Below are 24154 nucleotides of genomic sequence, written 5' to 3'. Positions count from 1 at the left end.
CTCTCTGGGATCGAAGCCAGCAACTCGCTCAGGACAGCTCTGGCCTGAAGTAGCGGCCAGCTTCGAATCGGCCAATGATCACATGAGACGTGACACTTATTTACTCCGTTGGCAAGGAGGATTCCCACTGTGCCAAACGGACGGACTGACCAGTAGCCTGCCGTATGCTCAACCCCCTCACACGCGCCCCCCCGAGCCCCACCATGCAACTCACCCGCTTCACCGACTTTGGCCTTCGTGTGCTGATGTACCTCTGCACCCCGGCGCCGGATCAGCGGGAGCAGGCCGTCACGGTGGCGGAGATTGCGGAGCGCTTTGAGGTGTCGCGCCACCACCTCAACAAGGTGGTGCAGTTTTTGGCGCAGCAGGGCTGGGTGGTGACCACGCGGGGCAAGGGCGGGGGCTTGGCGCTGGCGCAGCCGCCCAGCCACTATCGGCTGGGGCAGCTCATTCGGACGTTGGAGGGGGAGTTGCCGCTGATCGACTGTGCCGAGCCGCCTTGCGCGCTGCACCGCCGTTGTGGCCTGAAGCCGCTGTTGGATGAGGCGCTGGACGCGTTTTATGCCGCGCTGGATGCGCACACGCTGGCGGACACGCACACGGCCAAGACGCAGCAGGTAATCCTCAGATTGCAGCGCAAGAGTGTGGCGGGGTGATCCCCGGCAGCAAAGTCATGCCACAGCACCAAAGACTGGCCGCCTTAGGCGCTTGTGATTGCTGGCTCACGCATTCAAATCTTTCAGCGCCTTCTTGTGATCAGCCAGGCCGCCAGCAGACTCGCTGCAATGTGAGTGGGCGCAAACTCATACCAGATGGGATGCTCTCCAGAAGCCATGCCACCCACGCCGCCTGATTCAAACATGTAGTAAATCCACCCTATCAAGCCGACAAGGCAGCAGGACCAATAGGGCTTCGTCCGAGATACACCGTACGAAATGAAAGCACCAACCAGAAACGATGCGAACGAAAAGAAAAGGTCGTATGCATAGAGTCGGGTGGACAAGGTGTCTGGCCCTTGGTACGCATGCCCCAAGGTGAGTTTGCTGGCCAACTCTGGCGAAATCCCCCAGGCCAGAATCAACGCGCAAGCCGCCCCGAGCGCCACTCCACTCAGGAGTCTTTTCCAACTGAAGCGAGGTACGGCTGTGACCATGCGTTCAACAATTGCGCTCAGCGGGCTGGAAAGTCGTCCGCTTCATACTGAACATGGAACTCATCAAAGCGTCAAGTCTCAAGGGTAAGCGCCACCTGTGTGCAAGCCAGTCAGGAGGTCGATTCGGAAGCTGTGCCAAGTGTCATCGAAGTGGCGCGCTTGACCAATCAATGCCTCGCTTTCAAGCACGACCCGGCCGATACCGTCCCACGCAATTCTGGCGCTAGTCCAGACACGCTGAGTGGAACAGTGGCGCTCGACGTCAATGTTGCTGATCGTCAGGAAGTCCGTGCCGCCTTCAGTTGGCAAGAGGCACATCACATCCCCTCCGAAGGCGAACAGCAGTTCCTTTCGATCTACGTCCACGACGTAACCTTGCCCGCCAGCGATGACAGCGACTCGCCCCGTTTGAAGCTCGTGAAAGGCGCTGTAGTAGCTGATTCCTGTCTGGAAGTTCCCAACCCAGGACTCCCCATTTTCAGGTTCAAACCTCAGAACATAGCCTTCTCTGAACGTGCTGATGCCAGGCAATGCTATCTGCACTGGATATGGTGGCTCCCCTGGTAAGCCTGGTAACTCTGTGACTGGCATGGTGGCGTTGCGTCGCTGTACGGCTCTGACAAGGCGGCAGAGCCATTGTGATGGGTGAGGCCTACAGCCCTTGGTCAGTGGTCGCCAAGTTTTGATCCTTCGACTCCAGCTTCAGCACCACGCACCGACTTGTCGCCCCCTCTCTGCGCCCGCAGCGCCCCTGGCGTTTGCCCCCACCAGCGCCGCACGGTGCGGCTGAAGTTGGAGGTGTCGGCATAGCCCAGGCGGGCGGCGATCTCGTCCACCGTCCACTGGGTGTGCTGCAGCATCCACAGGGCTTGGGTTTGGCGGGCTTGGTCCAATAACGTTTGAAACGAGGTGGCCTCGGCCGCAAGCCGCCGCATCAGGGTGCGGGGTGAAAGGCCCAGCAGCCCGGCCACTTCCACCAGGGTGGGGTAGCGGCCGTGTTCGACCCGGGCCAGGTGGGCGGCCACTTGTTGGCTCAGGCTGGGCGGGGCGTGTTGGGCCAGGGCTTGTTCGCAATCTCGGCAGGCGGCGGCGTGGGCCGTGGCATCGGCCCCCAAGACGGGCAGCGCCAGCAGCTTGGCCTGGGCCTCGACGGCCAAGGCGGGCTGGTCGAAGCGCCACTCCACGGGCGCAAAGCGCTGGTACTGGGCCACCCAGGGCGGGCGGGGGCCGGGCAGGCTCACCGCCAAGCCTGCGGGCAGGTGGCCGACGGCGGCTTCCACGATGCGCAGCATGGCGGCGGCCATGGTGTCTGCCATCACGCCGCGGGCGGCGCCCCAGGGCAGCAGCTCGGTGGCTTGCAGCCGCAAGCCTTGCGGCCCGGCCTGGGCCTGCCACAGCAGGGTGTCGTTGCGCAGGGCGGCATAGCGGCCCAGCACCATCAGCGCATGGCCCAGGGTGGGGGCGGTGACGGCCGCATAGCCCATGGGGCCATGGGCCGAGATCGGCGCTTGGCCGCCCAGGTCCAGCCCCAGCCAGGGCCGGCCCGAGGCCGCCACGGCCGCCTCCACCAAGCGCGACACGGTGGCTAACGTCAGCCCCGCCTCGCGCTGCAGCAGGCCCGGCCAGTCCAGGCCGGCAGCGGCCAGCACTTGGTCGCCGTCGATCTCGGCGTGCTGCAAGAGCATGCGCAGCAGCCGGGCATAGATGGCCGGGACTTGGGCTGTTCGGGCTGGATGGCTAGGGGGCTGCATGGAAGCGCTTTAGTTTTGTCACTTTATGACGATGCGGTGGCAGGCGCATCGGTGGTTGCCCACCACCCCCGCGCCCACACTGCGGGTCATCATCCTCCACGCTGTCATCACCCCCATGTCCACCACTTTTGAAATGCCCAGCGCGCCCCCACCGGCCTACCGGGACCGCAAGCGCCCGGCTTGGTTGATGTCGGTGTTCATGCCGGTGACGGCGACCTTGGGGCCGGTGTTGACCCTAGCCACCGGGCAGTGGGCGTGGCTGTGGCTGCCGCTGGCCCTGAATTACCTGGGCATTGCGCTGATGGACGCGCTGCTGGGGGAAGACCTCTCCAACCCGCCCGAGCATGAGGTGCCGCGCCTGGAGGCCGAGCGCTATTACCAGTGGGTGACCTGGGCCACGCTGCCGGTGCTGTGGGCGACCATGTTGTTTTGCGTGTGGTTTGTGGCCCGCCACGAGCTGCCCTGGCATGGCTGGTTGGCCATGGTGCTGGTGGGCGGCGCAGTGGGCGGCTATGCCATCAATTTGGCCCACGAGTTGGGCCACAAGCGCAGCGCGGGCGAGCGCTGGCTGGCCAAACTGGCGCTGGCGCCTTATGGCTATGGGCACTTCACCATCGAGCACAACCGGGGCCACCACCGCGATGTGGCCACGCCAGCGGACCCGGCCTCTTCACGCATGGGCGAAAGCATTTGGCGCTTTGCACTGCGCGAGTTGCCGGGCACCGCCCGCCGCGCCTGGGTGCTGGAGCGCAAGCGGCTGGAGGTTGACGGCTTTGCGCTGTGGTCTTGGCGGAACCAGATCTTGCAGCCTGCGGCGGTGACGCTGCTGCTGTGGGCCGCCCTGGCGCTGTGGCTGGGGGTGGGCGTGTTGCCCTATGTACTGGCCAGCTCGGTGTGGGCCTGGTTTCAGCTGACCAGCGCCAACTATGTGGAGCACTACGGCCTGCTGCGCCAAACCGATGCGCGCGGCAAGCCCGAGACCTGCAAGCCGCACCACTCTTGGAACAGCAACCATGTGTTCAGCAACTGGGTGCTGTTCCACCTGCAGCGCCACTCCGACCACCACGCCCACCCGCTGCGGCGCTATCAGTCGCTGCGCGACTTTCCTGATCTGCCGCGCCTGCCCAGCGGCTACTTCGGCATGTTCTTGCTGGCCTATGTGCCGCCGCTGTGGTTTGCGGTGATGAACCCGCGCTTGCTGGCCACCGTGGGCCACGACGCCAGCCGCATCAACTTTTGCCCGCGACAGCGCGAGGCGCTGATGGCGCGCTACGGCCTCATTCCGTTTCCCAATCAGTCGGGTCTAGGCGCAAAGCCGAAGACAGTGCTTGAGCACGGCGAGGCGAAGCAACAACGACACGACTGATTGAGAAGCGGAATCAGCGGTAGAAGGCTTCGACGGCGCCCTTGAGCTTGACGGTGATGGGCTTGCCCTTGCGGTCCACCGTCTTGCCCACAGGCACGCGGATCCAGCCTTCGGAGATGCAGTACTCCTCCACATCGAAGCGCTCTTTGCCGTTGAAGCGGATGCCGATGTCGTGCTCAAAAATTGCCGCCACGTGGTGGGGGCTCTTCGGGTCCACCGACAGGCGGTCGGGCAGGGTGGGTTTGTCGGCGGCGGGGGTGCTGGAGGGTGCGCTGGCGTCGGTCATGGTGTGAGTGAAGATGAATCAGAGAGGGGTTCAGTCGGCCAGGCCGGCAAAGACGTTTTGCACGTCTTCGTTGGCGTCCAGCGCGGCCAAAAAGGTTTCCACCTCGTCGAGCTGCTCGGCCGTGAGGCTGCTGGCGGCGACGGGGTTTTTGGGCTTGTAGCCGAGTTTGGCAGACAGCACGGTGAAGCCTTGCGCGGGCAGGGCGCGGCTCACCAAGTCCAGGTCGGTCGGGTCGGTCAAGAACAGCGTGGCGCCGTCTTCGCCGGGCTCCAGGTCTTGCGCGCCGGCCTCGATGGCGGCCATGTCGGCGTCGGCGCCCGGGGTGGTGGGCTCGGCTTCGATCAGGCCCAGGTGCTCAAAGTCCCAGGCCACCGAGCCCGAGGTGCCCAATTGCCCCTTGCGGAACAGCACCCGCATGTCGGACGCCGCGCGGTTGACGTTGTCAGTCAGGCATTCCACCATCACCGGCACGCGGTGCGGCGCAAAGCCTTCATACAGCGCGTACTCAAAGTGCACGGTCTCGCCGGTCAGGCCCGCGCCCTTTTTGATAGCGCGGTCTAGCGTGTCTTTGGGCATAGAGACCTTGCGGGCCTGCTCCACCACCAAGCGCAGCTTGGAGTTGGCGGCTGGGTCAGCCCCATTGCGCGCGGCAATCATGATGTCTTTGGCCAGCTTGCCAAACAGCCGCCCTTTGGCATTGGCCGCCAGGTCTTTGTGCTTTGCTTTCCATTGCGCGCCCATCGCTCGCTCCTCAAGTGCTTGTGCTGTGCCAGTCAGGCCGGGGTCCAAGGCCCCTGGCATGTGGCGGGCGGTGGTGGCGGGAAGAGGGGGATTTTAGGCGCCGCCACTGCTCCCCAAGATGCGGCCCAAGAAGCCCTGCTAAACTAGTCAGAGTTCTAGTCAGATGGAGAGCGCAATGCAATCCTGGCCTATTCAAGACGCCAAGGCGCGGTTCAGCGAGTTCTTGGAAACCTGTCTGGCTGAAGGCCCGCAGATGGTGACCAAGCGCGGCAGCGAGGCTGCTGTGCTGGTGCCCGTGGCGGAATGGAAGCGCCTGCAGGCCGCCGCCCGCCCTTCTTTGAAGCAACTGCTGCTGACCCCAGAAGGCCGAGGTGAGCTGACGCTGCCTGCGCGCGGCCGGGCGCAGAGGCGCCCCATTGACCCGCTGGCCTGAGCACGATGTATCTGCTGGACACAAACGTCGTCTCTGAACTGCGCAAGCCCAAGCCGCACGGCGCGGTGCTGGCTTGGCTGCAGGCGGTGGACGAGCCGCTCTTGTTTTTGTCGGCCGTCACCGTGGGCGAGATTCAAGCCGGGATTGAACTCACCCGAGAGCAAGACCCGCCCAAGGCCGAGGCGCTGGAGGCGTGGCTGGCCCAAGTGGCCACCGCCTACAACGTGCTGCCCATGGACGCCCTCGCCTTCAAAGCCTGGGCGCAACTCATGCACCGGCAGTCCAACACCCTCATGGAAGACGCGATGATCGCCGCCACCGCCAAGGTCCACGGCCTGACGGTCGTCACCCGCAATGTGGCGGACTTCAAGCATTTTGAGGTGCCTGTGCTCAATCCCTTCAAGCCGCAGGCCTGACGCGCCGAAAACACCGCATGTGCCGTCTTGCCGCCTACTTGGGTGAGCCGCTCTTCTTGGAAGAGCTGATCGCCAAACCCCGCCACTCGCTGATGCGGCAGTCGCTGCGCGCGGAAGAGGCCAAGATCGTCACCAATGGCGACGGCTTTGGCATTGGCTGGTATGGCGAGCGCGAGCAGCCCGGCGTCTACCGCGAGGTGATGCCCGCCTGGAGCGACGACAACCTGCTGGCGCTCTCCCAAACGCTGACTTCGCGCCTGTTTTTTGCCCATGTGCGCGCCGCCACGGCGGGCGGCATTGCACGGCAAAACTGCCACCCCTTCCGGCTGGGCCGCTACCTGTTCATGCACAACGGCCAGATCGGCGGCTACCCCCTGCTGCGCCGCAGCCTAGAAGCCCAACTGCCCGACGAGCTCTATGCCGAGCGGCGCGGTGGAACAGATTCAGAACTGCTTTTCTTGCTGATGCTGGCCCGCATCCACAGCGGCACCCCAGCTGAAGACGCCGTGCTGCAGGTGCTGGATGACACCATGGCCTTGATGCGCGAGCGCGGCGTAGAGGCCCCGCTGCGCTTTGCCGCCGTACTAGCCGACGGCGAGCGCCTGCATGCCTTTCGCATTGCCAGCGACGCCCAGCCGCCCACGCTTTACCTGCGCCGCTGCGCCAGCGGCACCATCATCGCCAGCGAGCCGCTGTGCGAAGACGAGCCGGGCTGGCAGATGCTGCCGGATGGGGCGGTGGTGACAGTAGAAGCTGGCGAAGCCGGGGTGCGGATGCGGCGGCATGAGGTGGGCGTGGTGGTGTGAGCGGGGCGGGATCTTGTTGGCCCGAATAGATCGGTGTATAAACACCCAAACACCCGTCTATCGGAGCACCCCATGAGTTCAGTCCGCTGGAACATCGCTGTGTCGCAAGACATTGACCAATCCGTGCGCATGTTCATCGCAGCCCAAGGCGGTGGGCGTAAAGGCGATCTGTCGCGGTTCATTGAAGAGGCGGTGAGGGCCTATCTGCTGGAACAAGCGGCCGAACAGGCCAAAGCAGCCGCCAGCAATATGAACGAGGTGGACCTGAACAATTTGGTCGACGAAGCCGTGCAGTGGGCGCGTGAACATTGATTGACGGAGCGGCTCGGCCATGCGGGTCATCCTCGACACCAATGTGCTGCTCGGTGCCTTGATTTCGCCGCTTGGTCCACCCGATCGCCTCTACCGCGCCTGGCGTGCCGCCAAATTTGAGCTGGTCACCTCCAGCCATCAGCTGGATGAGTTGAAGCGCGCCAGCCGCTATCCCAAGCTCAAAGCCATCCTGCCGGCCCACCGTGTGGGCACCATGGTCAACAACCTGCACCGCGCCCTGGTGCTCCAAGCCTTGGCTCCCCTACCCGAGAGCATGGAGCCCCAAGACCCCAACGACGCCTTTCTGCTGGCCATGGCCTTGGCGAGTGAGGCTGACTATTTGGTCACCGGGGACCGGCGCGCCGGGCTGCTGCAGCTGCGCAGCATCGGGCGTACACGCATCGTCACGCCTAGCATCTTTTGCACAGAGGTGCTGTAGAAGCTTCACCCCGGGGCGCGCCTTGGGGGCGGACGGTCAAGGATGCGGGTTGCAGCATGAGGATCAGGCATCCAAGAACGGGTTGAGCAGCGGTACACCGCAATCGGCGAAGTCCGCGCTGTTGCGCGTCACCACGGTCAGGCCATAGACCAAGGCTGTGGCGGCGATCTGCTTGTCCAGTTCATGTTGCGGATGCGGCACGCGCAGGCGACCCCAAACCTGGGCTGCCTCAGGTCCAAAAGGGAGGATGTTGGCCTGATAGTCCGTGAGGACGCCTTGAAGCCAAGTGTCAAGGAGCTGGGCCTGAGAAAGATCCCCTCGGTAGCGGATCTGCTCCACGCCCCGACGAAGTTCACCGACCGTGATGACGGACAGGTAAAGCGGATGCACCGCTTCACGCGCTGTCTCGAAGAAGGCCCTCACGCCTGCATGCGCTCGGCCTGCTTTGCGCAACTCGCTGATGACGTTGGTGTCAATCAAATACATGGGGCGCGGGTGCTGACGCCGGGGCGCGGGCAAAGTCTTCGTCGCGCCCCACGGCGGGGATGCTCATCAACACCTCCGCAAAGCTCTTGGCACGGGGATGCAAGAGCGCAGCCTCCAAGATGGCGCGGTGCTCGGCCTCCGCGCTGCGGCCATGTCGGCTGGCCCGCTGCTTGAGCGCCTGCGCCACGGCGTCATCGACGTTTCTCACCAGTAGATTGGCCATACAAAGTCCTCAGGACGCAAATTGCTATCAATGATAGCGCGGCAGGTCTTGGGTCAACAAGCCCCCACAGGCCACCCCGTACAAACCCCCAAATTACTTTAGAACTAAACCTTTTACATTGCAGCAATTGCGCTGCCTGAGCCTGCCCGCGTTGTGCGGGTGGGCAGGGTGTGCACGGATGGATGGAGGCTGCATGAAGATCGTCTGCATTGGCGGGGGCCCGGCGGGGCTGTACTTTGGGCTGTTGATGAAAAAGCTCAACCCGGCCCACGACATCACGGTGGTGGAGCGCAACAAGCCCTACGACACCTTTGGCTGGGGTGTGGTGTTCTCGGACGCCACCATGGACAACATGCGGGTGTGGGACCCGGTCTCGGCGGCCGAGATCCAGCAGGCCTTTAACCACTGGGACGACATCGAGACCCACATCAAGGGCGAGGTCATCCGTTCGGGCGGCCATGGCTTTGTGGGCATTGGGCGCAAGAAGCTGCTGAACATCTTGCAGGCGCGCTGCGAGGCCCTGGGTGTGAAGCTGGTGTTCGAGGCCGATGTGCAGTCGGACGAGGACTACCCCGACGCCGACCTGATCATTGCCAGCGACGGCATCAACTCGCGCATCCGCGGCCGCTATGAAGCGGTGTTCAAGCCCGACATCGTCACCCGGCCCAACCGCTACATCTGGCTGGGCACCAAGCGCCTGTACGACGCCTTTACCTTCTTGTTCGAGAAGACCGAGCACGGCTGGTTCCAGGCCCATATCTACAAGTTTGACGAGACGACGTCGACCTTCATCGTCGAGTGCCCCGAGCATGTGTGGCAGGCCCACGGGCTGGACCAAGCCGACCAGGCCCAGAGCATTGCGTTTTGCGAAAAGCTCTTTGCTCAGAACCTGCAAGGCCATGCGCTGATGACCAATGCGCGGCACTTGCGCGGCTCGGCTTGGTTGAACTTTCAGCGGGTCAAGTGCGAGCAGTGGTCGCACTTCAACGGTCGCTCGCATGTGGTGCTGATGGGGGACGCGGTGCACACCGCGCACTTTGCGATTGGCTCGGGCACCAAGCTGGCGATTGAAGACGCGATTGAGCTGACCCGGCAGTTCAAAGAGTTGGGTGACGCGCCCGCACACATCCCCGACGTTTTGGCCCGCTACCAAGCGCTGCGCGCGGTGGATGTGCTGCGCCTGCAGAACGCCGCCTGGAACGCGATGGAGTGGTTTGAGGCTTGTGGCGAACGTTATTGCGACCAGTTGCCGCCGCCGCAGTTTGTCTATTCCATGCTGACCCGCAGCCAGCGCATCAGCCACGAGAACCTGCGCCTGCGCGGCAAGGCTTGGCTGGAGGGCTATGAGCGCTGGTTTGCGGCGCAAGCGGGGCTGAATGTGCCGCAGGCCGTGCCGCCCATGTTCACGCCCTATACGGTAAAAGGCACGACCCTGAAGAACCGCGTGATGGTCTCGCCGATGGCCCAGTACTCCGCCGTGGACGGCCTGGTGGGCGATTACCACCTGGTGCACCTGGGCGCGCGCGCCCTGGGCGGCGCCGGGCTGGTGATGGTGGAGATGACCGCGCCCAACGCCGAGGGCCGCATTACCCCCGGCTGCCCGGGGCTTTGGAATGACGCGCAGCAAGCCGCGTTCACGCGCATCGTCGATTGGGTGCACCAGCACAGCAGCGCCAAGATCGCGCTGCAGTTGGGGCATGCCGGGCCTAAGGGCTCGACCTGCGCGCCCTGGCAGGGCGGCGGCATGGACCAGGCCTTGCCTGCAGGCGGCGCAGAGGACAACTGGCCGCTGCTGGCGGCCTCTGCCCAGCCCTATTTGCCCGATGGCCAAGTGCCCCGCGCCATGACCCGCGCCGACATGGACGCGGTGCGCGACACGCTGGTGGCCAGCACCCGCCGCGCCGCCGAATGTGGCTTTGACTGGTTGGAGCTGCACTGTGCCCACGGCTACTTGCTGTCGAGCTTCATCTCGCCGCTGACCAACCGGCGCGAAGACGACTATGGCGGCTCGCTGGAGAACCGCCTGCGCTACCCGTTGGAGGTGCTGCGCGCAGTGCGTGCGGCCTGGCCGGCCCAGCTGCCGCTGTCGGTGCGCATCTCGGCGCACGACTGGGTGGAGGGCGGCATCACCCCCGACGACGCAGTGGCCATGGCCCGCGCCTTCAAGGCGGCGGGGGCCGACATGATCGACGTATCTTCCGGCCAGGTCAGCCCGGCGCAAAAGCCGGTCTATGGCCGCATGTTCCAAACGCCGTTTGCCGACCGCGTGCGCCAAGAGGCGGGCATTGCCACCATTGCAGTAGGCGCCATCAGCGAGGCCGACCATGTCAACAGCATCATCGCGGCCGGCCGGGCCGACCTGTGCGCCGTGGCCCGCCCGCACTTGGCCAACCCGGCCTGGACACTGACCGAGGCCGCCAAGATCGGCTACACGCCGGTGGAGTGGCCGCGTGCCTATGTGTCGGGCAAATCGCAGATGGAAAGCCTGTTCGCCCGAGAGAAGGCGCAAGCCGCCGCCGTGCCCGGCTTGAGTGCCGCCGAGCAAGCCAACCGCGCAGCGGGGTTGTGAGATGAGCGTCAGCCGACATGCCCTGATCACCGGCGCCAGCCGAGGCATCGGTGCCGCCATTGCCCAGGCCTTGGCAGCGCAAGGTGACAGGCTGACCTTGGTGGGCCGCAGCGAGGCGGGTTTGCGCGCCTTGCAGGCCCAACTGCCGCAGCCCGAACAACATGGTTGGGCCGTGGCCGATGTGGCCGACGAAGCCGCGGTGGCAGCGGCCTTTGCAAAGGCTCGCAGCGAACGCGGCGAGGTGGCCGTGCTGGTGAACAACGCGGGCCAGGCCGAGAGCGCACCGCTCACCAAGACCAGCCTGGCGCTGTGGCAGCAGATGTTGGCCGTTAACCTGACCGGCACGTTTTTGTGCACCCGCGAGGCGCTGCCCGCCATGCAGGCCGCTGGTTGGGGCCGCATCATCAATGTGGCCAGCACGGCCGCCCAGCGCGGCTATGCCTATGTGGCGGCCTATGCGGCGGCCAAGCATGGGGTGCTGGGCCTGACGCGATCCGTCGCCCTGGAGGTGGCGCGCAAGGGCATCACCGTGAATGCCGTCTGCCCGGGCTACACCGAGACCGACCTGCTGCGCGAGAGCATTGCCAATGTGGTGGCCAAGACGGGCCGCAGTGAAGCCGAAGCCCGCGCCGAGTTTGCCAAGAGCAACCCGCAACAGCGCTTGGTGCAGCCCGATGACGTGGCCGCCATGGTGGCCTGGTTGGCCAGCGACGCGGCCGTGGCCATCACGGGCCAAGCGCTGTCCGTCAGCAGCGGGGAGGTGATGTGAGCACGGCTAAGAAGCTCAAGGCCGCTGCGGTGCCCGCAGGCTCGGGCCTGGAGGCTCGGGTGGTGGCCAGCGATCATGCGGCGCTGAAGCTGTGGCTGCGCTTGCTGTCCAGCACGCGCGAGATCGAAGGCGAGATCCGCAAGCGGCTGCGCGAGCAACACGGCGTCTCGCTCGCCCGCTTTGACTACCTGGCTCAGTTGCACCGCCGCCCCGAGGGCCTGCGCATGCGCGAGCTCTCCAAGGCGCTGATGGTGACCGGCGGCAATGTGACGGGCCTGACCGACGAGCTGGAACGCGAAGGCCTGGTCACTCGCCTGGCAGACGCGGCCGACCGCCGCGTTTGGGTGGTGCGGCTGACGCCCGAGGGCCAACGCAGCTTTGAGGCCATGGCGGCCGAGCACGAGGGCTGGATCGTCGAGCTTTTTGCGGGTTTGTCAGTGCCGGAGCTAAAGCAAATGTATGGCCTGCTGGGCTCTTTGCGCCAGCATCTCCAAGATAACGACTCTGTTGAGTGAGCAACACATCATGTCAGACACCACCTCTCCCCACGCACCCCACCTGGCTCAACTGCATGACGGCAACCGCCGCCCCATGGCCGACTATGCGGCCCAGCACTTTGCCGTGACCTGCGAGGGCGGCGTGGCCACCGTGGTGCTGAACCGGCCCGAGCGCAAAAATCCGCTGACCTTTGCGTCGTATGCCGAGCTGCGGGACTACTTCCGTGCCCTGGCCTATGCGCCGGACGTGCATGCGGTGGTGGTGACCGGGGCCGGGGGTAACTTCTGCTCGGGTGGTGATGTGCACGAGATCATCGGCCCGCTGCTGCAACTGCCCACCCATGAGCTGCTGATGTTCACGCGCATGACGGGCGATTTGGTCAAGGCCATGCGGGCCTGCCCGCAGCCCATCGTGGCGGCAGTGGACGGGGTGTGTGCCGGGGCCGGGGCCATCGTGGCCATGTCCTCGGACCTGCGCTTGGGCACGGCGCGCAGCAAGACCGCGTTCTTGTTCAACCGCGTGGGCTTAGCCGGTTGCGACATGGGCGCCTGCGCCATCCTGCCGCGCCTCATCGGCCAGGGCCGCGCGTCGGAGCTGCTCTACACCGGCCGTGCGCTGAAAGGCGAAGAGGGCGAACGCTGGGGCTTCTTCAACCGCCTGGTGGAACCCGAAGGACTGCTGGCCGAGGCCCAGGCTTTGGCCCAGAGTGTGGTGGCCGGGCCAACCTTTGCCAACGGCATCACCAAGACCATGCTGCACCAGGAATGGGCGATGACGATTGAGCAGGCCATCGAGGCCGAGGCTCAAGCGCAAGCCCTGTGCATGCTGACCCAAGACTTCCGCCGCGCTTATGAGGCTTTTGTGGCCAAGCAGGTGCCTGTGTTTGTGACGGGCAAAGAAGGCTAAGGCCTTTAAGACCGCCACAGAGACACAGAGGCACAGAGAGAAATTGCTAAGGGGTGAGGACGATGAGTACAGGGCTTGAGCACACGAGTTGGCCGTTTTTTGAGGGGCGGCATGGGGAGTTGGCGCATGCTGTCGATGCGTGGGCAGCAGCCACCTTGCCCACACTGCCGCATGAGGACATGGCCTTGGGCGCGCGGGCGGCGGATGAGGCCTGCCGCGCCCGGGTGAAGGCGCTGGGCCAAGCGGGCTGGCTGCGGCATGCGGTGGGCGGCACGGCCTGGGGCGGCGTGGGCGAGGCCATAGACACCCGCAGCATCTGCTTGCTGCGCGAAACCTTGGCCCGACACGACGGCCTGGCCGACTTTGCCTTTGCCATGCAGGGCCTGGGCTCTGGCGCCATCAGCCTGGCCGGTGACGATGCGCAAAAAGCCCGCTGGCTGCCAGCCGTGGCACGGGGCGAAGCCTTGGCGGCCTTTGCGCTCTCTGAGCCTGACGCGGGCTCAGACGTGGCCGCCATGCAATGCGCGGCCCGGGTGGAAGGCGACACGGTGGTGCTGAATGGCGAGAAGACCTGGATCTCCAACGGTGGCATTGCCGACTTTTATGTGGTGTTTGCGCGCACGGGTGAAGCGGCTGGATCGCGTGGAATCTCCGCCTTTGTGGTCGAGGCGGGCACCCCCGGCTTTGAGGTGGCCGAGCGCATTGCCGTCATCGCGCCGCACCCGCTGGCGCGGCTGCGCTTCAGCGATTGCCGCATTCCCTTGAGCCACCGCATTGGCGGCGCGGGCGAAGGCTTCAAAGTGGCGATGCGCACGCTGGATGTGTTCCGCACCTCGGTGGCGGCGGCTGCCCTGGGCTTTGGCCGCCGGGCGCTGCAAGAAGGCTTGCACCGCGCCAAGACAAGGCCGATGTTTGGTGGCGTGCTGGCCGACTATCAACTGACCCAAGCCAAACTGGCCGACATGGCCACCACGCTGGACGGCGCGGCCCTGCTGACTTACCGTGCCGCCTGGCTGCGCGACCAAGGCCGCAATGTGACCAAAGAAGCGGCGATGGCCAAAATGGCCGCTACCGAGGGCGCACAGCAAGTGATTGATGCAGCCGTGCAACTCTGGGGCGGGCGTGGCGTGGTCAGCGACGAGCCGGTCGAGCGCCTCTACCGCGAGATCCGCGCCCTGCGCATCTACGAAGGCGCGACGGAAGTGCAGAAACTGATCATTGCCCGAGAACTCCTCAAAACCTGAGCCCACAGACCCACTCTTCTCTGTGCCTCTGTGTCTCTGTGGCGGTCTTCATTAGACGCCCCCTTCGAGAAGGACAACCCCATGCCCTCTGCCCACCTCGACACCTTCACCAAAGACCACCTGCCACCGCCCGAGCAGCAGCCCCATTACCTGTTTGACCTGCCCGAGCTGCAGTTTCCAGAGCAGCTCAACTGTGCGGTAGAACTGCTGGACAAAGCCGTGCGCGAAGGCCGCGGCGCAGCCCCCTGCATCCACGCGCCCAGCGGCGAGGGCACGCTGACCTGGAGCTATGCCGAGCTGCAAGAGCGAGCCAACCGCATCGCGCAAGTGCTGGTGCAAGACATGGGCTTGGTGCCCGGCAACCGCGTGCTGCTGCGCGCCCCCAACAACCCCATGCTGGCGGCCTGCTGGTTTGGGGTGATCAAGGCCGGTGGCGTGGCCGTGGGCACCATGCCGCTGCTGCGGGCCAAAGAGCTGGGGGTGATGATTGAGCGCGCCCAAATCAGCCACGCCTTGGTGGACGCCGCCTTGTTGGAAGAGTTCAACTTGGTGCTGGCCCAAGACAATGCCCGCACGCTGACCCAGTGGCGCAGCTTTGAAGGGCGCGGGCAGGGCGGCACGGTGCAATCCCTGGAGGCCGACATGGCGCGGCACAGCGGCATGTTCAGTGCGGTGAACACCGCCGCGGATGACACCTGCTTGCTGGCCTTCACCTCCGGCACCACCGGCGTGCCCAAGGCCACCATGCACTTTCACCGGGACGTGATGGCCATCTGCGCCTGCTGGCCGCCGCATGTGCTGCGGGCCACTGCCAGCGATGTCTTCATTGGCAGCCCACCGCTGGCCTTCACCTTTGGTTTGGGCGGCATGCTGCTCTTTCCCATGAGCGTGGGTGCCAGCACCGTGCTGCTGGAGAAGGCCGCGCCGCCCAACTTGCTGGAGGCCATCGAACGCTTCAAGGCCACGGTGCTGTTCACCGCGCCCACCAGCTACCGGGTGATGGCGCCGCAGGCAGCGGCCTTGAAGCTCTCCGCCGCGCACGGCGGCTCGCTGCGCAAATGCGTGTCGGCGGGCGAGGCCCTGCCCGCCAGCACCCGCGCGTTGTGGAAGGATGCGACAGGCATTGAGATGATCGACGGCATAGGCTCCACCGAGCTGCTGCACATCTTCATCTCGGCCGACGAGGCCACGGCCCGGCCCGGCGCCACCGGCAAAGCCATCCCGGGCTACCAAGCTTGTGTGGTGGACGAGCACATGCAGCCGGTGCCGGTGGGCCAGGTGGGCAAGCTGGCCGTCAAGGGGCCGACAGGCTGCCGCTATCTCGACGACGAGCGCCAGAAGAACTATGTGCGGGACGGTTGGAACCTGACGGGCGATGCCTATGTGATGGACGCCGACGGCTACTTCCACTACCAAGCGCGCACCGACGACATGATCATCTCGGCGGGCTACAACATTGCCGGCCCCGAAGTGGAAGAAGCTTTGATGCAGCACCCGGCCGTGGCCGAATGCGGCGTGATCGGCGCGGCCGACGCCGAGCGCGGCCAGATCGTCAAAGCCTTTGTAGTGCTGCGCCCCGGCCACGCCAACGACGAGGCCATGGTGCGCACGCTGCAAGACTTTGTGAAAGCCACCGTCGCGCCCTACAAATACCCCCGCGCCATTCAGTTTGTGACGGAGCTGCCCCGCACCCAAACCGGCAAGCTGCAACGCTTCCGCTTGAAGGATCTTTGATGGATACCGCCACAGAGACACAGAGGCACAGAGGAAAAACAGCCATGAGCTTTCCATGCACTTCTCTGTGTCTCTGTGCCTCTGTGGCGGTCTTCAATCTTCAGTCTTCACCTCAAAAGGACATTGAATGACGATTCACACCACTCTCTTGCCCGAAGGCTGGCCTCGGCCCAAGGGTTATGCCAATGGCATCTCGGCCCAAAGCGGCCGCTTGGTTTTTGTGGCGGGCATGGTCGGCTGGGACGCACAAGGCGTGTTCCACAGCGACGACTTCGCCGCTCAAACCCGCCAAGCGCTGCTCAACGTGCTGGCCGTGCTGCGCGAGGCCGGTGCAGGCCCCGAGCACATGGCCCGCATGACCTGGTATGTGACCAACAAGACCGAGTACTTGGGCGCGCTGCGCGACGTGGGCCAAGCCTATCGCGAGGTGATGGGCGCCCACTACCCGGCCATGGCGGCGGTGGAGGTGGCGGGCCTGATGGAAGACCGCGCTAAAGTTGAAATTGAGGTGACGGCGGTCGTTCCCTGAACACCGGCCTTAAGCGGCGCGCTGGCGCAAGGCCTCCACCGCCAGGCGGCCGATGGCGTCTGAGGCCAGGGGGCTGTCGCCTGACACCAGCAATCGATCTTGGTGCACGCGGCCGCTGATGTCGGTGTTCAAGATCTTCATGCCCTGAGCGGTGAGCCGCTCGCCCATGTACCAGGGCATGGGCCCGGGCACATAGCCGATGGCCGGGGTCTGGCGGTCCAGCGCATCGGGAAAGGCACACAGCTCATAGCCCTGGAAGGCAAAGGGCTCGCCTTCGGCGCCGACCTGAGCGGCCAGCAAACTGGCCGGTCCGTGGCACAACGCAATCACCAACTTGTCACGCTGAACGGCCCAGCGCAAGACCTGGCCCAACTCTGGGCTCTGCGGCAGGCCCAGCATGGCACCATGCCCACCGGGCAGGAACACGCCCAGGTAGGGCGAGTCCGGGCCCAATGCCCGGGCCACTACGTCCGACAGGCGCAGCGGGTTTTCCAGCTTTGGCAGGTATTTTTGGTGGGTGCTGAGCACAATGTCGTCTTCCCCAGGCATGGCCCACATCTCCAGCTTGACGCCTTGGCCGCTGACGGTGGCCACATCTACTTGGAAGCCGGCTTGGTCGATGTGATAGAGCGGCAGCAGTGTTTCCACCGGATGGTTGCCGGTGGAGAATTTGCGGCCATTGGCCATGGTCATGTAGCGCTCATCGGCGCCCACCATCAGTACCTTCCAGCGGCCACCGGGGTTGGCGTTTTCATAACGCACGGCTTGAGCACCTGTTTTGGCCGATGTGAATTGGCTCAAGGAATAGGGAGAAGGAAAGAAGGCGTTGTACTCGGCGCGGTCAGGGCTAGGGTTTTGGTCTGGATGGGCGTCGCTCATGATGAGTTCCGAGGTTGATCGTTGAAGCCCGTGATTGGACTCAGGCCTGCTGGGCCTGTGAATACCTGATCGCCCACAGGGCATGCCTGATCCTCCAAGCTCACCTCGTCCGATACGGACTCAGCGATACAGTGGCGCCTATGACCTCTCCCGAGATTGATCTCTTTGTGCGTCACCTGCCCGAGCCGGGTGTCCGCGCCTTTCCAGCGTTGGGGCTGAGCCTGTTGCACAGCCACAGCCAGCAGGCGCCCAGCAACGCTTGGCATGAGCCGTCGCTGGTGTATGTGTTGCAAGGCAGCAAGCACGGCCAACTGGGTGGCCAGCGCTTTGCCGTGGGCGCGGGGGAAGTCCTGCTGATCCATCTGCCCCAAGTGATGAGTTGCGAGACCAGCCTGATCCAGGACCAGCCCTTCTTAGCGCTGGCCTTGTCCATCGACATGGACCTGGTGGCGGAGTTGCTGCTGAGTGGCAGCGCTCTGAGCGAGATGCCTCCACGAGAGCCAAGCTCACAAGCCGTTGCAACGCAAAGCCAGGGCGACAGATTGGCCCTTGCGCGTTTGCTCTCGGCTCTGGACTCACCCATGGACCAACACATCTTGGGGCCAGCGCTGCGCCGGGAGTTGCATCACCACGCCCTGTGCAGCCCCATGGGAGCGGTGCTGCGACAAATGGTGAACGAGGGCTCCAGAGCTTGGGTCTTGTGGCGGGTGGTGCAGCAGATGCGCGCGGATCTGAGCCACACCCCCGAGATCAGCCAATTGGCCAAGTCGACGGCCATGAGTGAGTCTGCATTTTTTGCAGCCTTCAAACGCCAGCTTGGGTCATCCCCCCTGCAATACCTAAAGCAGCTACGCCTGCAGCGGGCACGCCAGTTGATGGGCCTGCAAGGCTTTGGCGTCGCGCAGGCGGCCTTTGCCGTCGGCTATGCCAGCGCCAGCCAATTCAGCCGCGAATATCGGCAGTGGTTTGGCCACCCACCCCGCGAAGCGGCGCGCTGGCTATAGTGGGCCGCATGACGATGCGCACGGCTCTGCTCGCCCACCATCCTGAAGCCTTTGCCGAATTGGCCCAAGGCTTTGAAGCCCAGTGGCCCGATTGGTATGGCGCATCCGGCCGAGGTGATGCTCTGGCTGACCTTCACACCTTTGCACGCACCTCGGGCTTGCCCCTGGGCGTGGTGGTGTTGGACGGGCCTGTGGTGTGCGGTGTGGCGGCACTTAAAGCGCAGTCCATCGATGCTTTTGCGCACTGGGGCCCGTGGGCGGCTGCGGGCTATGTCTCCCCCGAGAAGCGCGGCCAGGGCTTGGGCGCCATCTTGCTGCGCGGCCTGGTACAAGAGGCGGCGCGCCAAGGCCATGAGGCGGTGTATTGCGGCACGGCCACGGCCACCAGGTTGCTAGAGCGAGAAGGCTGGCGGTGGTGTGCTGAAGCCAAGCAAAACGAGAGCCTTGTTCAGGTCTACAGAATCAACACGGCCACTTGAGCCAGCCCCACTCTTCAGGGGAGACGCCGTTCGAGGATGGTCAATATCACGGCACGCCCATTTTGCTCATTCATGTGGGTGCTGGTGTTGGTGAACTGCTGAGCCCAGGTCTCTTGTTTAGCCATTTGCAGAGCTTGATTCCAGCGCTTGTCCGTGCCCGGTGCATTACCAAAAGCAGCCAATTCGCAGAGTGTGCGGCGACACTCCACGCTGACGATGTCAAAGTCTGGTAACGGCGCATGTTGCGCCAAAAAATTTCGCCAATGGGTTTGCACCTCCAGCGCCCACGCATCGTCTCGAGGTTCTGTCGCGATCTTGTGATGCAGTTCTTCAATCGTGGGTGGCCGGTCGGCTTTGGTCTTGGGCGCCACCATCTTGAGATGCTCGGCCGACAAAACCAGGGACGGCGTCACGACCAAGGGCTGCACGGCAGAAGGTTGTGTCGGTAAGGACGTCAAGGAAGGTGTGGGGGTGGTCACAGCAAGCTGTTGGTTGGGGACGCGCTGGGGCAGCGGCATTGACACAGCCTTTGAAGCCGCGCCCGCAACATCTGCCGCTGGGCCAACTTCGTGGGTTGACGGCATTGCGCCACCCGGGGGTACGGGCTCAGACACCACCTTGACCAGACTCCCACCCAAAACCGCTCCAACGCACAGGCCTAACAAAAGCTGCTTCATGATCCGTTCTCCCGCTCTAATTCCTGGTTCGGGCTGCTTCTCGGCATAGTGGCCCATGCGTTGCCCGGATGCTGACATCCTAATGGGTCGCTGAGGGCTCGTTGACAAGCCGTTCACACTGAATCTTTGAGTGGCCGCTTGTCATCCCACCTGCCGCCCCCACAGTTAAGGAGAGCCACGCCGATGATGGCGTGGGCTATTGGAGGGCCCAAAGAGATGTGGAAGCGTTTGTTGGCTTTGTGGACGGTGGTGCGCGGCGATGCAAAGAGCTTATTCCATGCCTTGCGCCACCCCGAGGCACCGAGCTGGCTCAAAGTGGGCACGGCCTTGTTGCTGCTGTATCTGCTCTCTCCGATTGACTTGGTTCCAGATGTCATCCCCGTTTTGGGCGTGGTGGACGACCTCATCATCATCCCGGCGGTGATCCGCTGGATGCTGCGCAAGCTGCCCGCTCACATCCGCGCCCATGCGCAGCAGCGTGCCAGTGGGCAGCCTGATGTGGTGGACATGCGCTGACGGCCTTCTTGGGCGTGCAACCCGGCAAGGCGATACTTCGGACCATGCCTGATCCTCTTCATCACTTGGGGCTGCCTGCGGCAAAGGCCTTGGCCGGTTTGGTGCTGCTGTGCCTGAACTTCAGCCACAGTGCATTTGCTCAAAGCAGCAATGCGGACGAGGCCAAGCAACTGGCTGCTTGGAAGCGTACCTCCGCTTGCGTGGCCGTGATGAAGCGCGAGATCGTGGGCTTGGCCGACAAGCACCGGGCTGGCGACACCAAGGCGCAAAGCGAGATGGTGCGCCAAGCCGAGTGGAGCTTTGCGCTGATAGGCACCGCCTACAAGCAAGGCCTGCGTAAACCTCAGGCCGACAAACTGCTGGAAGAGGCGGAAGCTGCCATTAAGGCCCAAAGCCCAGACGAACAAAAAGCCTTGCTGCAAGCCTGCCAGGTAGAAGGCCAAAAGACCTACAAAGAGGCCAATTTTGTAGAGCGAGCCTTGGTGAGCAACCGGGCCAAGGCCCGCATTGAGTCTCTGCTCAAGCCAAAGTGAGCTGCCGCTGGCTGCGAAAGCAGCGCTCATCACCCGTCAGCGGGTCTTTGAAGCGCAGTTCACGCGCCAGCAGTTGCAGCGGCTGGCTGTAATCTTCCACCTCACCGACAGGCACCTCGGGCAGCAGCGTGGGATAGATGCGGTCTCCCCGCAGCGGTAGACCCAGGCCCAGCATGTGCACCCGAAGTTGGTGGGTGCGGCCCGTTTCAGGCTGCAGGCGATACAAGCCCCAGTCGCCCTCGCTGCGCAGCAGCTCAATCTGGGTGCGGGCATTGGGCTCGCCGGGCACTTCTTGCATTTGCATGAATTGCGCCGAGGTCTCGATGCGGCTTTCTCGCAGCAGCGGCCAGCTCAAGCCTGGGTTCAGTGGCGCCACGGCCTCATAGACCTTGTGCACCGCACGGTCGCGAAACAAGCTTTGGTAGGCATGGCGCTCCTCGGGCCGCACGCCAAATACCACCACGCCGGCGGTTTCTCTGTCTAGCCTGTGCAAAGGCGTCAGGGTGGATAGACCCAGCTCACGCTGCAAGCGGGCCAGCAGGGTCTCGCGGGCGTAGCGGCCCTTGGGCGCAGTGGCCAAGAAGTGGGGCTTGTCAGCCACCACCAAGTGCTCGTCTTGATAGAGCAGGGGCGAGGCAAAGGGCAGCTCGGGCTCGTCGGGCAACTCACGCCAATACCAAAGCCGCTGCCGGGCGGCGTAGGGGGCATCCACCGCCAGTGCTTGGCCCTTGGCGTCCAGCACCTCGCCACGCTGCAAGCGGGCCTGCCATGCGGCCTCGCTCAGCACGGGCAAGCGCTGCGCCAAAAAGCTCAGCATGCTGGGCTGAGCGCCATCGGGGGTGACCACGCAACTGGCAGACACACCCTCCCTGGGTGCAGGCCGCCAGGCGGGCTTGGCTCTGGCCATGTGCTCACGCCCCCTGCATCAACAAGCCACCCCAAGACCAGCACACCATCACCTGCACAACCCCGCAAACAAACGCTCAACACCGACCGCCGCAGCAGCAACAGCCGCAGCGAAGTGACGGTGTACCCCGCCCAAAAACCGCTGTCAAAGCACAGAGTTGTGGACAACTTTTGAACATCCGGGGGCTTATCCACAGCCCGACAGGCCAAAGCCAAAGTTGTTGTCGTTGGGTCTCGGCGCTTTCAAGGGCTCCACGCACAGGGTTGAAAACTTCATAAGCGATTGAAAAAATTGATGTTTTTGTACTTATCCACAGGCCAGTGTGCCCTCTACCAGTACTACCAATTTAAGAATTTAAAGAATTCAATTGAATAACAGAGTCCTTCTTTTTTTCTACGACGGCGCGTTGTTGCCACAGGCTCAAAACTTCGGCCTTGAGCCCACGGTGCCCTGCTGGACAATTCGGGGCATGACAGCATTGAGTGCCAACGATCCGTCCTCTGCCACCCTGGGTGAGCCCGCTGAAGCGCTGGCCGACTTGGCACGGCGTGAGCGCTTTTTTGAAGCCCTGAGCCAAAGCCTGGAGACTGCTCGCTTCAAACGCCTATTACTGTCAAAGCCCCGCAGTGGTGGGCCAGCGGTGGCGGAGCAGTTGCAAAGGGTGGACGCCAAACGCGTACAGCTCAAAGGCCAAGCCTGCTTGTCTCTGCTGTTTCAGCACAAAACGCGGGACATCACCAAAAACCCACCCATCGCGCAGGCGCTGCAGCAACTCCAAACCCTGGTGGGCGAGAGCTTCAGCCATGCCCACCTCTTCACACGCGACGAGACGCTTCAGTTGTTGATCTCCAAGCGGGGCAAGGTGGCTTTGCAGCGTTCACGCGTGGTGGACGATGAAGTCGAACAATCCGCTCAAGAAGAAGGTGCTTTAGGCACCGAAGACGCGCAAAACGATGACGAAGCGCTGGGCCATGTGCGCCAAAAACAGCACTTGGTTCAGCAGACTGAGCCCTTTTTGCAGGCTTTGGGGGTGACGGACAAGTCAGGCCAACTGGTGCCCGCCATGGCGCGCAAATGGCGGCAGATCAACAAATTTGTCGAAGTCTTGGACCATGCTGTAGCCGAAGCCGGCCTCTTGACCCCGCCAGGGCGCGCCCTGCACATGGTGGACTTTGGGGCGGGCAAGGGCTACTTGACCTTTGCGGCGCACCACCATTTGAGAAGCTGCCACGGATTGGCCGTGCAGACTTCGGGCGTTGAGCTGCGCGAAGGCCTGGTGGCACAGACCAACCAGATTGCCCGCGGTCTGAAGCTGGAGGGTTTGGAGTTTGTGTGCGGCGATGTGCGCAGCGTGGTGCCCGAGCGCATCGACGTGATGATTGCCTTGCACGCCTGCGATGTGGCCACGGACTATGCCCTGCACACCGGCATCCGCGCGCAAGCGGCGGTCATCATCAGCTCACCGTGCTGCCACAAAGAAATTCGGCCTCAGATGCTGGCCCCCGCCTCCCTGAAGGCACTGCTCGGCCACGGCATTCACCAAACCCAGCAAGCCGAGATGCTGACCGACACCCTGCGTGCCTTGCTGCTGGAAAGCCAAGGCTACAAAACCAAGGTCTTCGAGTTCATCTCGCCCGAAGCCACCAGCAAAAACAAGATGATCCTGGCGCTGCGCCGCACGGTCGCACCTGGCGGCACCCATGCCGCGGCTGAAGCCAAACGGCGCGAGCAAGCCTGGCAAGAGGCTGAAAGCCTGATGAGGGAGTTTGGGATCAGGAAGCAGTGTCTTCAGGGTTTATTGACCTCAGAAGATCAGAAGCGCTGACACCCCATTGAAGGCACTCTTGTCGTCTATGCCAACGTACATTGCCTTTCTTCGCGCCATCAACGTCACGGGTCGATTCCTGAAAATGAGCGCGCTGGCGGAGGCCTTTCACAGCCTGGGCCATGCTGATGCTCGCACCCACATCAACTCGGGTAACGTCATCTTCAGTGCATCAAAGAGCACTGCACAGACCTTGCAAAATTCATTGGAACTTCAGCTGGAACCCCTTATTGGCTTTCGGTCTGAGGTGTTCTTGCGCGGCGTGGACGAGGTGAAAGCGATCTCTGCTTTGGCGGATGGCATGAAGGGTCGCGTCAGCGATGAGGGCGACATCAATGTCTGCTTTCTTGAAGCTCCGTTGAGCGCAGTACAGCGGGCTGAGTTTGACAAGCTGAAGACGGATATCGATGACTTTGAGTTGGGTGAGCGTGAGGTCTATTGGCTGTGCCAAACCAGGCAATCCAGCAGCAAGTTTTCGAACGCTGTGCTGGAGCGTAAGCTCAAGGCCAGAAGCACCTTGCGGAGAGCGAGCATGCTCTCTGGTTTGGTGGAGGGGCTTTAAGGAGAGAGGCTTCGATGACACACTATTTGATCTCCTTTCCCAGCTCGGCCATGAGCCACATCCCGCCGAGTGAAATGCCAGCAGTGTCGGACACAGCCATGCGGTCATTCG

Annotated in this window: 29 protein-coding genes; 21 read left to right on the top strand and 8 right to left on the bottom strand. The window is 63.6% G+C overall.

What is annotated here, in order from left to right; genetic code table 11:
* The first annotated feature begins 203 nt into the window (after nucleotides 1-203).
* Both ACIQ3Q_RS11130 and ACIQ3Q_RS11125 read left to right on the top strand, forming a co-directional pair.
* Entirely contained in the window at nucleotides 204-656 is a 453-nt protein-coding gene (locus tag ACIQ3Q_RS11130) for an RrF2 family transcriptional regulator (RefSeq protein WP_396269146.1), read from the top strand.
* Between the two features lie 596 nt (nucleotides 657-1252).
* Nucleotides 1253-1720 (top strand): hypothetical protein, encoded by a 468-nt coding sequence (locus ACIQ3Q_RS11125; protein WP_396269145.1) that lies wholly within the window; start codon nucleotides 1253-1255, stop codon nucleotides 1718-1720.
* Nucleotides 1721-1818: 98 nt separating this feature from the next.
* Here ACIQ3Q_RS11125 and ACIQ3Q_RS11120 read toward each other — a convergent pair whose 3' ends face one another.
* Entirely contained in the window at nucleotides 1819-2904 is a 1086-nt protein-coding gene (locus ACIQ3Q_RS11120; RefSeq protein WP_396269144.1) for an AraC family transcriptional regulator, read from the bottom strand.
* Nucleotides 2905-3019: 115 nt separating this feature from the next.
* On the opposite strand from ACIQ3Q_RS11120, the gene ACIQ3Q_RS11115 reads away from it, so the two are divergent.
* A complete protein-coding gene (locus tag ACIQ3Q_RS11115; protein ID WP_396269143.1) occupies nucleotides 3020-4270 on the top strand; it encodes an alkane 1-monooxygenase in 1251 nt (416 codons plus the stop codon).
* A gap of 13 nt (nucleotides 4271-4283) precedes the next feature.
* On the opposite strand, the gene ACIQ3Q_RS11110 is transcribed toward ACIQ3Q_RS11115, so the two are convergent.
* On the bottom strand, nucleotides 4284-4556 hold the full coding sequence (locus ACIQ3Q_RS11110; protein ID WP_396269142.1) for a DUF3297 family protein: 273 nt from the start codon (nucleotides 4554-4556) through the stop codon (nucleotides 4284-4286).
* A gap of 30 nt (nucleotides 4557-4586) precedes the next feature.
* Complete coding sequence (locus ACIQ3Q_RS11105; RefSeq protein ID WP_396269141.1) at nucleotides 4587-5297, bottom strand: YebC/PmpR family DNA-binding transcriptional regulator; 711 nt, start codon at nucleotides 5295-5297, stop codon at nucleotides 4587-4589.
* Between the two features lie 175 nt (nucleotides 5298-5472).
* Between ACIQ3Q_RS11105 and ACIQ3Q_RS11100 the strand changes: the two genes are divergently transcribed.
* The 5 genes from ACIQ3Q_RS11100 to ACIQ3Q_RS11080 all read left to right on the top strand — a co-directional run bounded on the left by ACIQ3Q_RS11100 (nucleotide 5473) and on the right by ACIQ3Q_RS11080 (nucleotide 7703).
* Nucleotides 5473-5730: a type II toxin-antitoxin system Phd/YefM family antitoxin gene (locus ACIQ3Q_RS11100; RefSeq protein ID WP_396269140.1), complete on the top strand. Its 258-nt coding sequence runs from the start codon at nucleotides 5473-5475 to the stop codon at nucleotides 5728-5730.
* Nucleotides 5731-5735: 5 nt separating this feature from the next.
* On the top strand, nucleotides 5736-6146 hold the full coding sequence (locus tag ACIQ3Q_RS11095) for a type II toxin-antitoxin system VapC family toxin (protein ID WP_396269139.1): 411 nt from the start codon (nucleotides 5736-5738) through the stop codon (nucleotides 6144-6146).
* 17 nt (nucleotides 6147-6163) lie between these two features.
* The gene (locus ACIQ3Q_RS11090) at nucleotides 6164-6952 is read left to right on the top strand and encodes a class II glutamine amidotransferase (protein WP_396269138.1); all 789 of its coding nucleotides are present in this window, start codon (nucleotides 6164-6166) and stop codon (nucleotides 6950-6952) included.
* A 72-nt stretch (nucleotides 6953-7024) separates the two neighbouring features.
* The gene (locus ACIQ3Q_RS11085) at nucleotides 7025-7264 is read left to right on the top strand and encodes a ribbon-helix-helix domain-containing protein (protein ID WP_396269137.1); all 240 of its coding nucleotides are present in this window, start codon (nucleotides 7025-7027) and stop codon (nucleotides 7262-7264) included.
* Between the two features lie 19 nt (nucleotides 7265-7283).
* Entirely contained in the window at nucleotides 7284-7703 is a 420-nt protein-coding gene (locus ACIQ3Q_RS11080; protein ID WP_396269136.1) for a putative toxin-antitoxin system toxin component, PIN family, read from the top strand.
* 63 nt (nucleotides 7704-7766) lie between these two features.
* On the opposite strand, the gene ACIQ3Q_RS11075 is transcribed toward ACIQ3Q_RS11080, so the two are convergent.
* Both ACIQ3Q_RS11075 and ACIQ3Q_RS11070 read right to left on the bottom strand, forming a co-directional pair.
* On the bottom strand, nucleotides 7767-8189 hold the full coding sequence (locus ACIQ3Q_RS11075; protein ID WP_396269135.1) for a type II toxin-antitoxin system VapC family toxin: 423 nt from the start codon (nucleotides 8187-8189) through the stop codon (nucleotides 7767-7769).
* On the bottom strand, nucleotides 8176-8412 hold the full coding sequence (locus tag ACIQ3Q_RS11070; protein WP_396269134.1) for a FitA-like ribbon-helix-helix domain-containing protein: 237 nt from the start codon (nucleotides 8410-8412) through the stop codon (nucleotides 8176-8178). The genes ACIQ3Q_RS11075 and ACIQ3Q_RS11070 overlap by 14 nt, the downstream gene beginning before the upstream one ends.
* Nucleotides 8413-8605: 193 nt before the next feature.
* Here ACIQ3Q_RS11070 and ACIQ3Q_RS11065 point away from each other — a divergent pair, with 193 nt between their 5' ends.
* From ACIQ3Q_RS11065 to ACIQ3Q_RS11035, 7 genes are all read left to right on the top strand, one after another.
* The gene (locus tag ACIQ3Q_RS11065; protein ID WP_396269133.1) at nucleotides 8606-10981 is read left to right on the top strand and encodes a bifunctional salicylyl-CoA 5-hydroxylase/oxidoreductase; all 2376 of its coding nucleotides are present in this window, start codon (nucleotides 8606-8608) and stop codon (nucleotides 10979-10981) included.
* Between the two features lies 1 nt (nucleotide 10982).
* Complete coding sequence (locus ACIQ3Q_RS11060; RefSeq protein WP_396269132.1) at nucleotides 10983-11750, top strand: SDR family NAD(P)-dependent oxidoreductase; 768 nt, start codon at nucleotides 10983-10985, stop codon at nucleotides 11748-11750.
* Nucleotides 11747-12265 (top strand): MarR family winged helix-turn-helix transcriptional regulator, encoded by a 519-nt coding sequence (locus tag ACIQ3Q_RS11055; protein WP_396269131.1) that lies wholly within the window; start codon nucleotides 11747-11749, stop codon nucleotides 12263-12265. The genes ACIQ3Q_RS11060 and ACIQ3Q_RS11055 overlap by 4 nt, the downstream gene beginning before the upstream one ends.
* 10 nt (nucleotides 12266-12275) lie before the next feature.
* On the top strand, nucleotides 12276-13154 hold the full coding sequence (locus ACIQ3Q_RS11050) for an enoyl-CoA hydratase family protein (protein ID WP_396269130.1): 879 nt from the start codon (nucleotides 12276-12278) through the stop codon (nucleotides 13152-13154).
* Nucleotides 13155-13216: 62 nt separating this feature from the next.
* On the top strand, nucleotides 13217-14398 hold the full coding sequence (locus ACIQ3Q_RS11045; RefSeq protein ID WP_396269129.1) for an acyl-CoA dehydrogenase family protein: 1182 nt from the start codon (nucleotides 13217-13219) through the stop codon (nucleotides 14396-14398).
* 81 nt (nucleotides 14399-14479) lie between these two features.
* On the top strand, nucleotides 14480-16132 hold the full coding sequence (locus ACIQ3Q_RS11040) for an AMP-binding protein (RefSeq protein WP_396269128.1): 1653 nt from the start codon (nucleotides 14480-14482) through the stop codon (nucleotides 16130-16132).
* Between the two features lie 127 nt (nucleotides 16133-16259).
* On the top strand, nucleotides 16260-16661 hold the full coding sequence (locus ACIQ3Q_RS11035; protein ID WP_396269127.1) for a RidA family protein: 402 nt from the start codon (nucleotides 16260-16262) through the stop codon (nucleotides 16659-16661).
* 9 nt (nucleotides 16662-16670) lie between these two features.
* Here ACIQ3Q_RS11035 and hchA read toward each other — a convergent pair whose 3' ends face one another.
* Nucleotides 16671-17540 (bottom strand): glyoxalase III HchA, encoded by an 870-nt coding sequence (gene hchA / locus ACIQ3Q_RS11030; RefSeq protein ID WP_396269126.1) that lies wholly within the window; start codon nucleotides 17538-17540, stop codon nucleotides 16671-16673.
* Between the two features lie 140 nt (nucleotides 17541-17680).
* Here hchA and ACIQ3Q_RS11025 point away from each other — a divergent pair, with 140 nt between their 5' ends.
* Together ACIQ3Q_RS11025 and ACIQ3Q_RS11020 are read left to right on the top strand one after the other, a co-directional pair.
* Nucleotides 17681-18544, top strand: coding sequence for an AraC family transcriptional regulator N-terminal domain-containing protein (locus ACIQ3Q_RS11025; RefSeq protein WP_396269125.1), 864 nt, complete (start codon nucleotides 17681-17683; stop codon nucleotides 18542-18544).
* An 8-nt stretch (nucleotides 18545-18552) separates the two neighbouring features.
* Nucleotides 18553-19023 carry a GNAT family N-acetyltransferase gene (locus ACIQ3Q_RS11020; RefSeq protein ID WP_396269124.1) on the top strand — a complete coding sequence of 157 codons (471 nt, stop codon included), beginning with the start codon at nucleotides 18553-18555 and terminating at the stop codon, nucleotides 19021-19023.
* 14 nt (nucleotides 19024-19037) lie between these two features.
* Here ACIQ3Q_RS11020 and ACIQ3Q_RS11015 read toward each other — a convergent pair whose 3' ends face one another.
* Nucleotides 19038-19442 (bottom strand): hypothetical protein, encoded by a 405-nt coding sequence (locus tag ACIQ3Q_RS11015; RefSeq protein WP_396269123.1) that lies wholly within the window; start codon nucleotides 19440-19442, stop codon nucleotides 19038-19040.
* Between the two features lie 474 nt (nucleotides 19443-19916).
* Here ACIQ3Q_RS11015 and ACIQ3Q_RS11010 point away from each other — a divergent pair, with 474 nt between their 5' ends.
* Together ACIQ3Q_RS11010 and ACIQ3Q_RS11005 are read left to right on the top strand one after the other, a co-directional pair.
* Nucleotides 19917-20216 carry a YkvA family protein gene (locus ACIQ3Q_RS11010; protein WP_396269122.1) on the top strand — a complete coding sequence of 100 codons (300 nt, stop codon included), beginning with the start codon at nucleotides 19917-19919 and terminating at the stop codon, nucleotides 20214-20216.
* 44 nt (nucleotides 20217-20260) lie between these two features.
* The gene (locus ACIQ3Q_RS11005) at nucleotides 20261-20749 is read left to right on the top strand and encodes a hypothetical protein (protein ID WP_396269121.1); all 489 of its coding nucleotides are present in this window, start codon (nucleotides 20261-20263) and stop codon (nucleotides 20747-20749) included.
* Here the strand turns inward: ACIQ3Q_RS11005 and ACIQ3Q_RS11000 are convergent.
* Nucleotides 20736-21656 (bottom strand): pseudouridine synthase, encoded by a 921-nt coding sequence (locus ACIQ3Q_RS11000; RefSeq protein WP_396269120.1) that lies wholly within the window; start codon nucleotides 21654-21656, stop codon nucleotides 20736-20738. The genes ACIQ3Q_RS11005 and ACIQ3Q_RS11000 overlap by 14 nt on opposite strands.
* Before the next feature lie 469 nt (nucleotides 21657-22125).
* Between ACIQ3Q_RS11000 and ACIQ3Q_RS10995 the strand changes: the two genes are divergently transcribed.
* On the top strand, nucleotides 22126-23481 hold the full coding sequence (locus tag ACIQ3Q_RS10995) for a class I SAM-dependent methyltransferase (protein WP_396269119.1): 1356 nt from the start codon (nucleotides 22126-22128) through the stop codon (nucleotides 23479-23481).
* 28 nt (nucleotides 23482-23509) lie between these two features.
* Nucleotides 23510-24043, top strand: a complete 534-nt coding sequence (locus ACIQ3Q_RS10990) for a DUF1697 domain-containing protein (protein ID WP_396269118.1) — start codon at nucleotides 23510-23512, stop codon at nucleotides 24041-24043.
* The last annotated feature ends 111 nt before the right edge of the window (nucleotides 24044-24154 follow it).

It is taken from the genome of Ideonella sp., from assembly GCF_044358605.1.
Lineage (GTDB): Bacteria > Pseudomonadota > Gammaproteobacteria > Burkholderiales > Burkholderiaceae_C > Ideonella.
This window is presented reverse-complemented; position numbering and strand designations above follow the sequence as displayed.

Excerpts from the sequence above, each read along its gene's own strand:
- ACIQ3Q_RS11090 (WP_396269138.1), top strand. The coding sequence starts at position 6,164 with ATGTGCCGTCTTGCCGCCTACTTGGGTGAGCCGCTCTTCTTGGAAGAG.
- ACIQ3Q_RS11115 (WP_396269143.1), top strand. The coding sequence starts at position 3,020 with ATGTCCACCACTTTTGAAATGCCCAGCGCGCCCCCACCGGCCTACCGG.
- ACIQ3Q_RS11050 (WP_396269130.1), top strand. The coding sequence starts at position 12,276 with ATGTCAGACACCACCTCTCCCCACGCACCCCACCTGGCTCAACTGCAT.
- ACIQ3Q_RS11065 (WP_396269133.1), top strand. The coding sequence starts at position 8,606 with ATGAAGATCGTCTGCATTGGCGGGGGCCCGGCGGGGCTGTACTTTGGG.
- ACIQ3Q_RS11025 (WP_396269125.1), top strand. The coding sequence starts at position 17,681 with ATGACCTCTCCCGAGATTGATCTCTTTGTGCGTCACCTGCCCGAGCCG.
- ACIQ3Q_RS11070 (WP_396269134.1), bottom strand. The coding sequence starts at position 8,412 with ATGGCCAATCTACTGGTGAGAAACGTCGATGACGCCGTGGCGCAGGCG.
- ACIQ3Q_RS10995 (WP_396269119.1), top strand. The coding sequence starts at position 22,126 with ATGACAGCATTGAGTGCCAACGATCCGTCCTCTGCCACCCTGGGTGAG.
- ACIQ3Q_RS11120 (WP_396269144.1), bottom strand. The coding sequence starts at position 2,904 with ATGCAGCCCCCTAGCCATCCAGCCCGAACAGCCCAAGTCCCGGCCATC.
- ACIQ3Q_RS11000 (WP_396269120.1), bottom strand. The coding sequence starts at position 21,656 with ATGGCCAGAGCCAAGCCCGCCTGGCGGCCTGCACCCAGGGAGGGTGTG.
- ACIQ3Q_RS11005 (WP_396269121.1), top strand. The coding sequence starts at position 20,261 with ATGCCTGATCCTCTTCATCACTTGGGGCTGCCTGCGGCAAAGGCCTTG.
- ACIQ3Q_RS11105 (WP_396269141.1), bottom strand. The coding sequence starts at position 5,297 with ATGGGCGCGCAATGGAAAGCAAAGCACAAAGACCTGGCGGCCAATGCC.
- ACIQ3Q_RS10990 (WP_396269118.1), top strand. The coding sequence starts at position 23,510 with ATGCCAACGTACATTGCCTTTCTTCGCGCCATCAACGTCACGGGTCGA.
- ACIQ3Q_RS11060 (WP_396269132.1), top strand. The coding sequence starts at position 10,983 with ATGAGCGTCAGCCGACATGCCCTGATCACCGGCGCCAGCCGAGGCATC.
- ACIQ3Q_RS11080 (WP_396269136.1), top strand. The coding sequence starts at position 7,284 with ATGCGGGTCATCCTCGACACCAATGTGCTGCTCGGTGCCTTGATTTCG.
- ACIQ3Q_RS11095 (WP_396269139.1), top strand. The coding sequence starts at position 5,736 with ATGTATCTGCTGGACACAAACGTCGTCTCTGAACTGCGCAAGCCCAAG.
- hchA (WP_396269126.1), bottom strand. The coding sequence starts at position 17,540 with ATGAGCGACGCCCATCCAGACCAAAACCCTAGCCCTGACCGCGCCGAG.
- ACIQ3Q_RS11035 (WP_396269127.1), top strand. The coding sequence starts at position 16,260 with ATGACGATTCACACCACTCTCTTGCCCGAAGGCTGGCCTCGGCCCAAG.
- ACIQ3Q_RS11075 (WP_396269135.1), bottom strand. The coding sequence starts at position 8,189 with ATGTATTTGATTGACACCAACGTCATCAGCGAGTTGCGCAAAGCAGGC.
- ACIQ3Q_RS11100 (WP_396269140.1), top strand. The coding sequence starts at position 5,473 with ATGCAATCCTGGCCTATTCAAGACGCCAAGGCGCGGTTCAGCGAGTTC.
- ACIQ3Q_RS11040 (WP_396269128.1), top strand. The coding sequence starts at position 14,480 with ATGCCCTCTGCCCACCTCGACACCTTCACCAAAGACCACCTGCCACCG.
- ACIQ3Q_RS11110 (WP_396269142.1), bottom strand. The coding sequence starts at position 4,556 with ATGACCGACGCCAGCGCACCCTCCAGCACCCCCGCCGCCGACAAACCC.
- ACIQ3Q_RS11085 (WP_396269137.1), top strand. The coding sequence starts at position 7,025 with ATGAGTTCAGTCCGCTGGAACATCGCTGTGTCGCAAGACATTGACCAA.
- ACIQ3Q_RS11010 (WP_396269122.1), top strand. The coding sequence starts at position 19,917 with ATGTGGAAGCGTTTGTTGGCTTTGTGGACGGTGGTGCGCGGCGATGCA.
- ACIQ3Q_RS11020 (WP_396269124.1), top strand. The coding sequence starts at position 18,553 with ATGACGATGCGCACGGCTCTGCTCGCCCACCATCCTGAAGCCTTTGCC.
- ACIQ3Q_RS11130 (WP_396269146.1), top strand. The coding sequence starts at position 204 with ATGCAACTCACCCGCTTCACCGACTTTGGCCTTCGTGTGCTGATGTAC.
- ACIQ3Q_RS11045 (WP_396269129.1), top strand. The coding sequence starts at position 13,217 with ATGAGTACAGGGCTTGAGCACACGAGTTGGCCGTTTTTTGAGGGGCGG.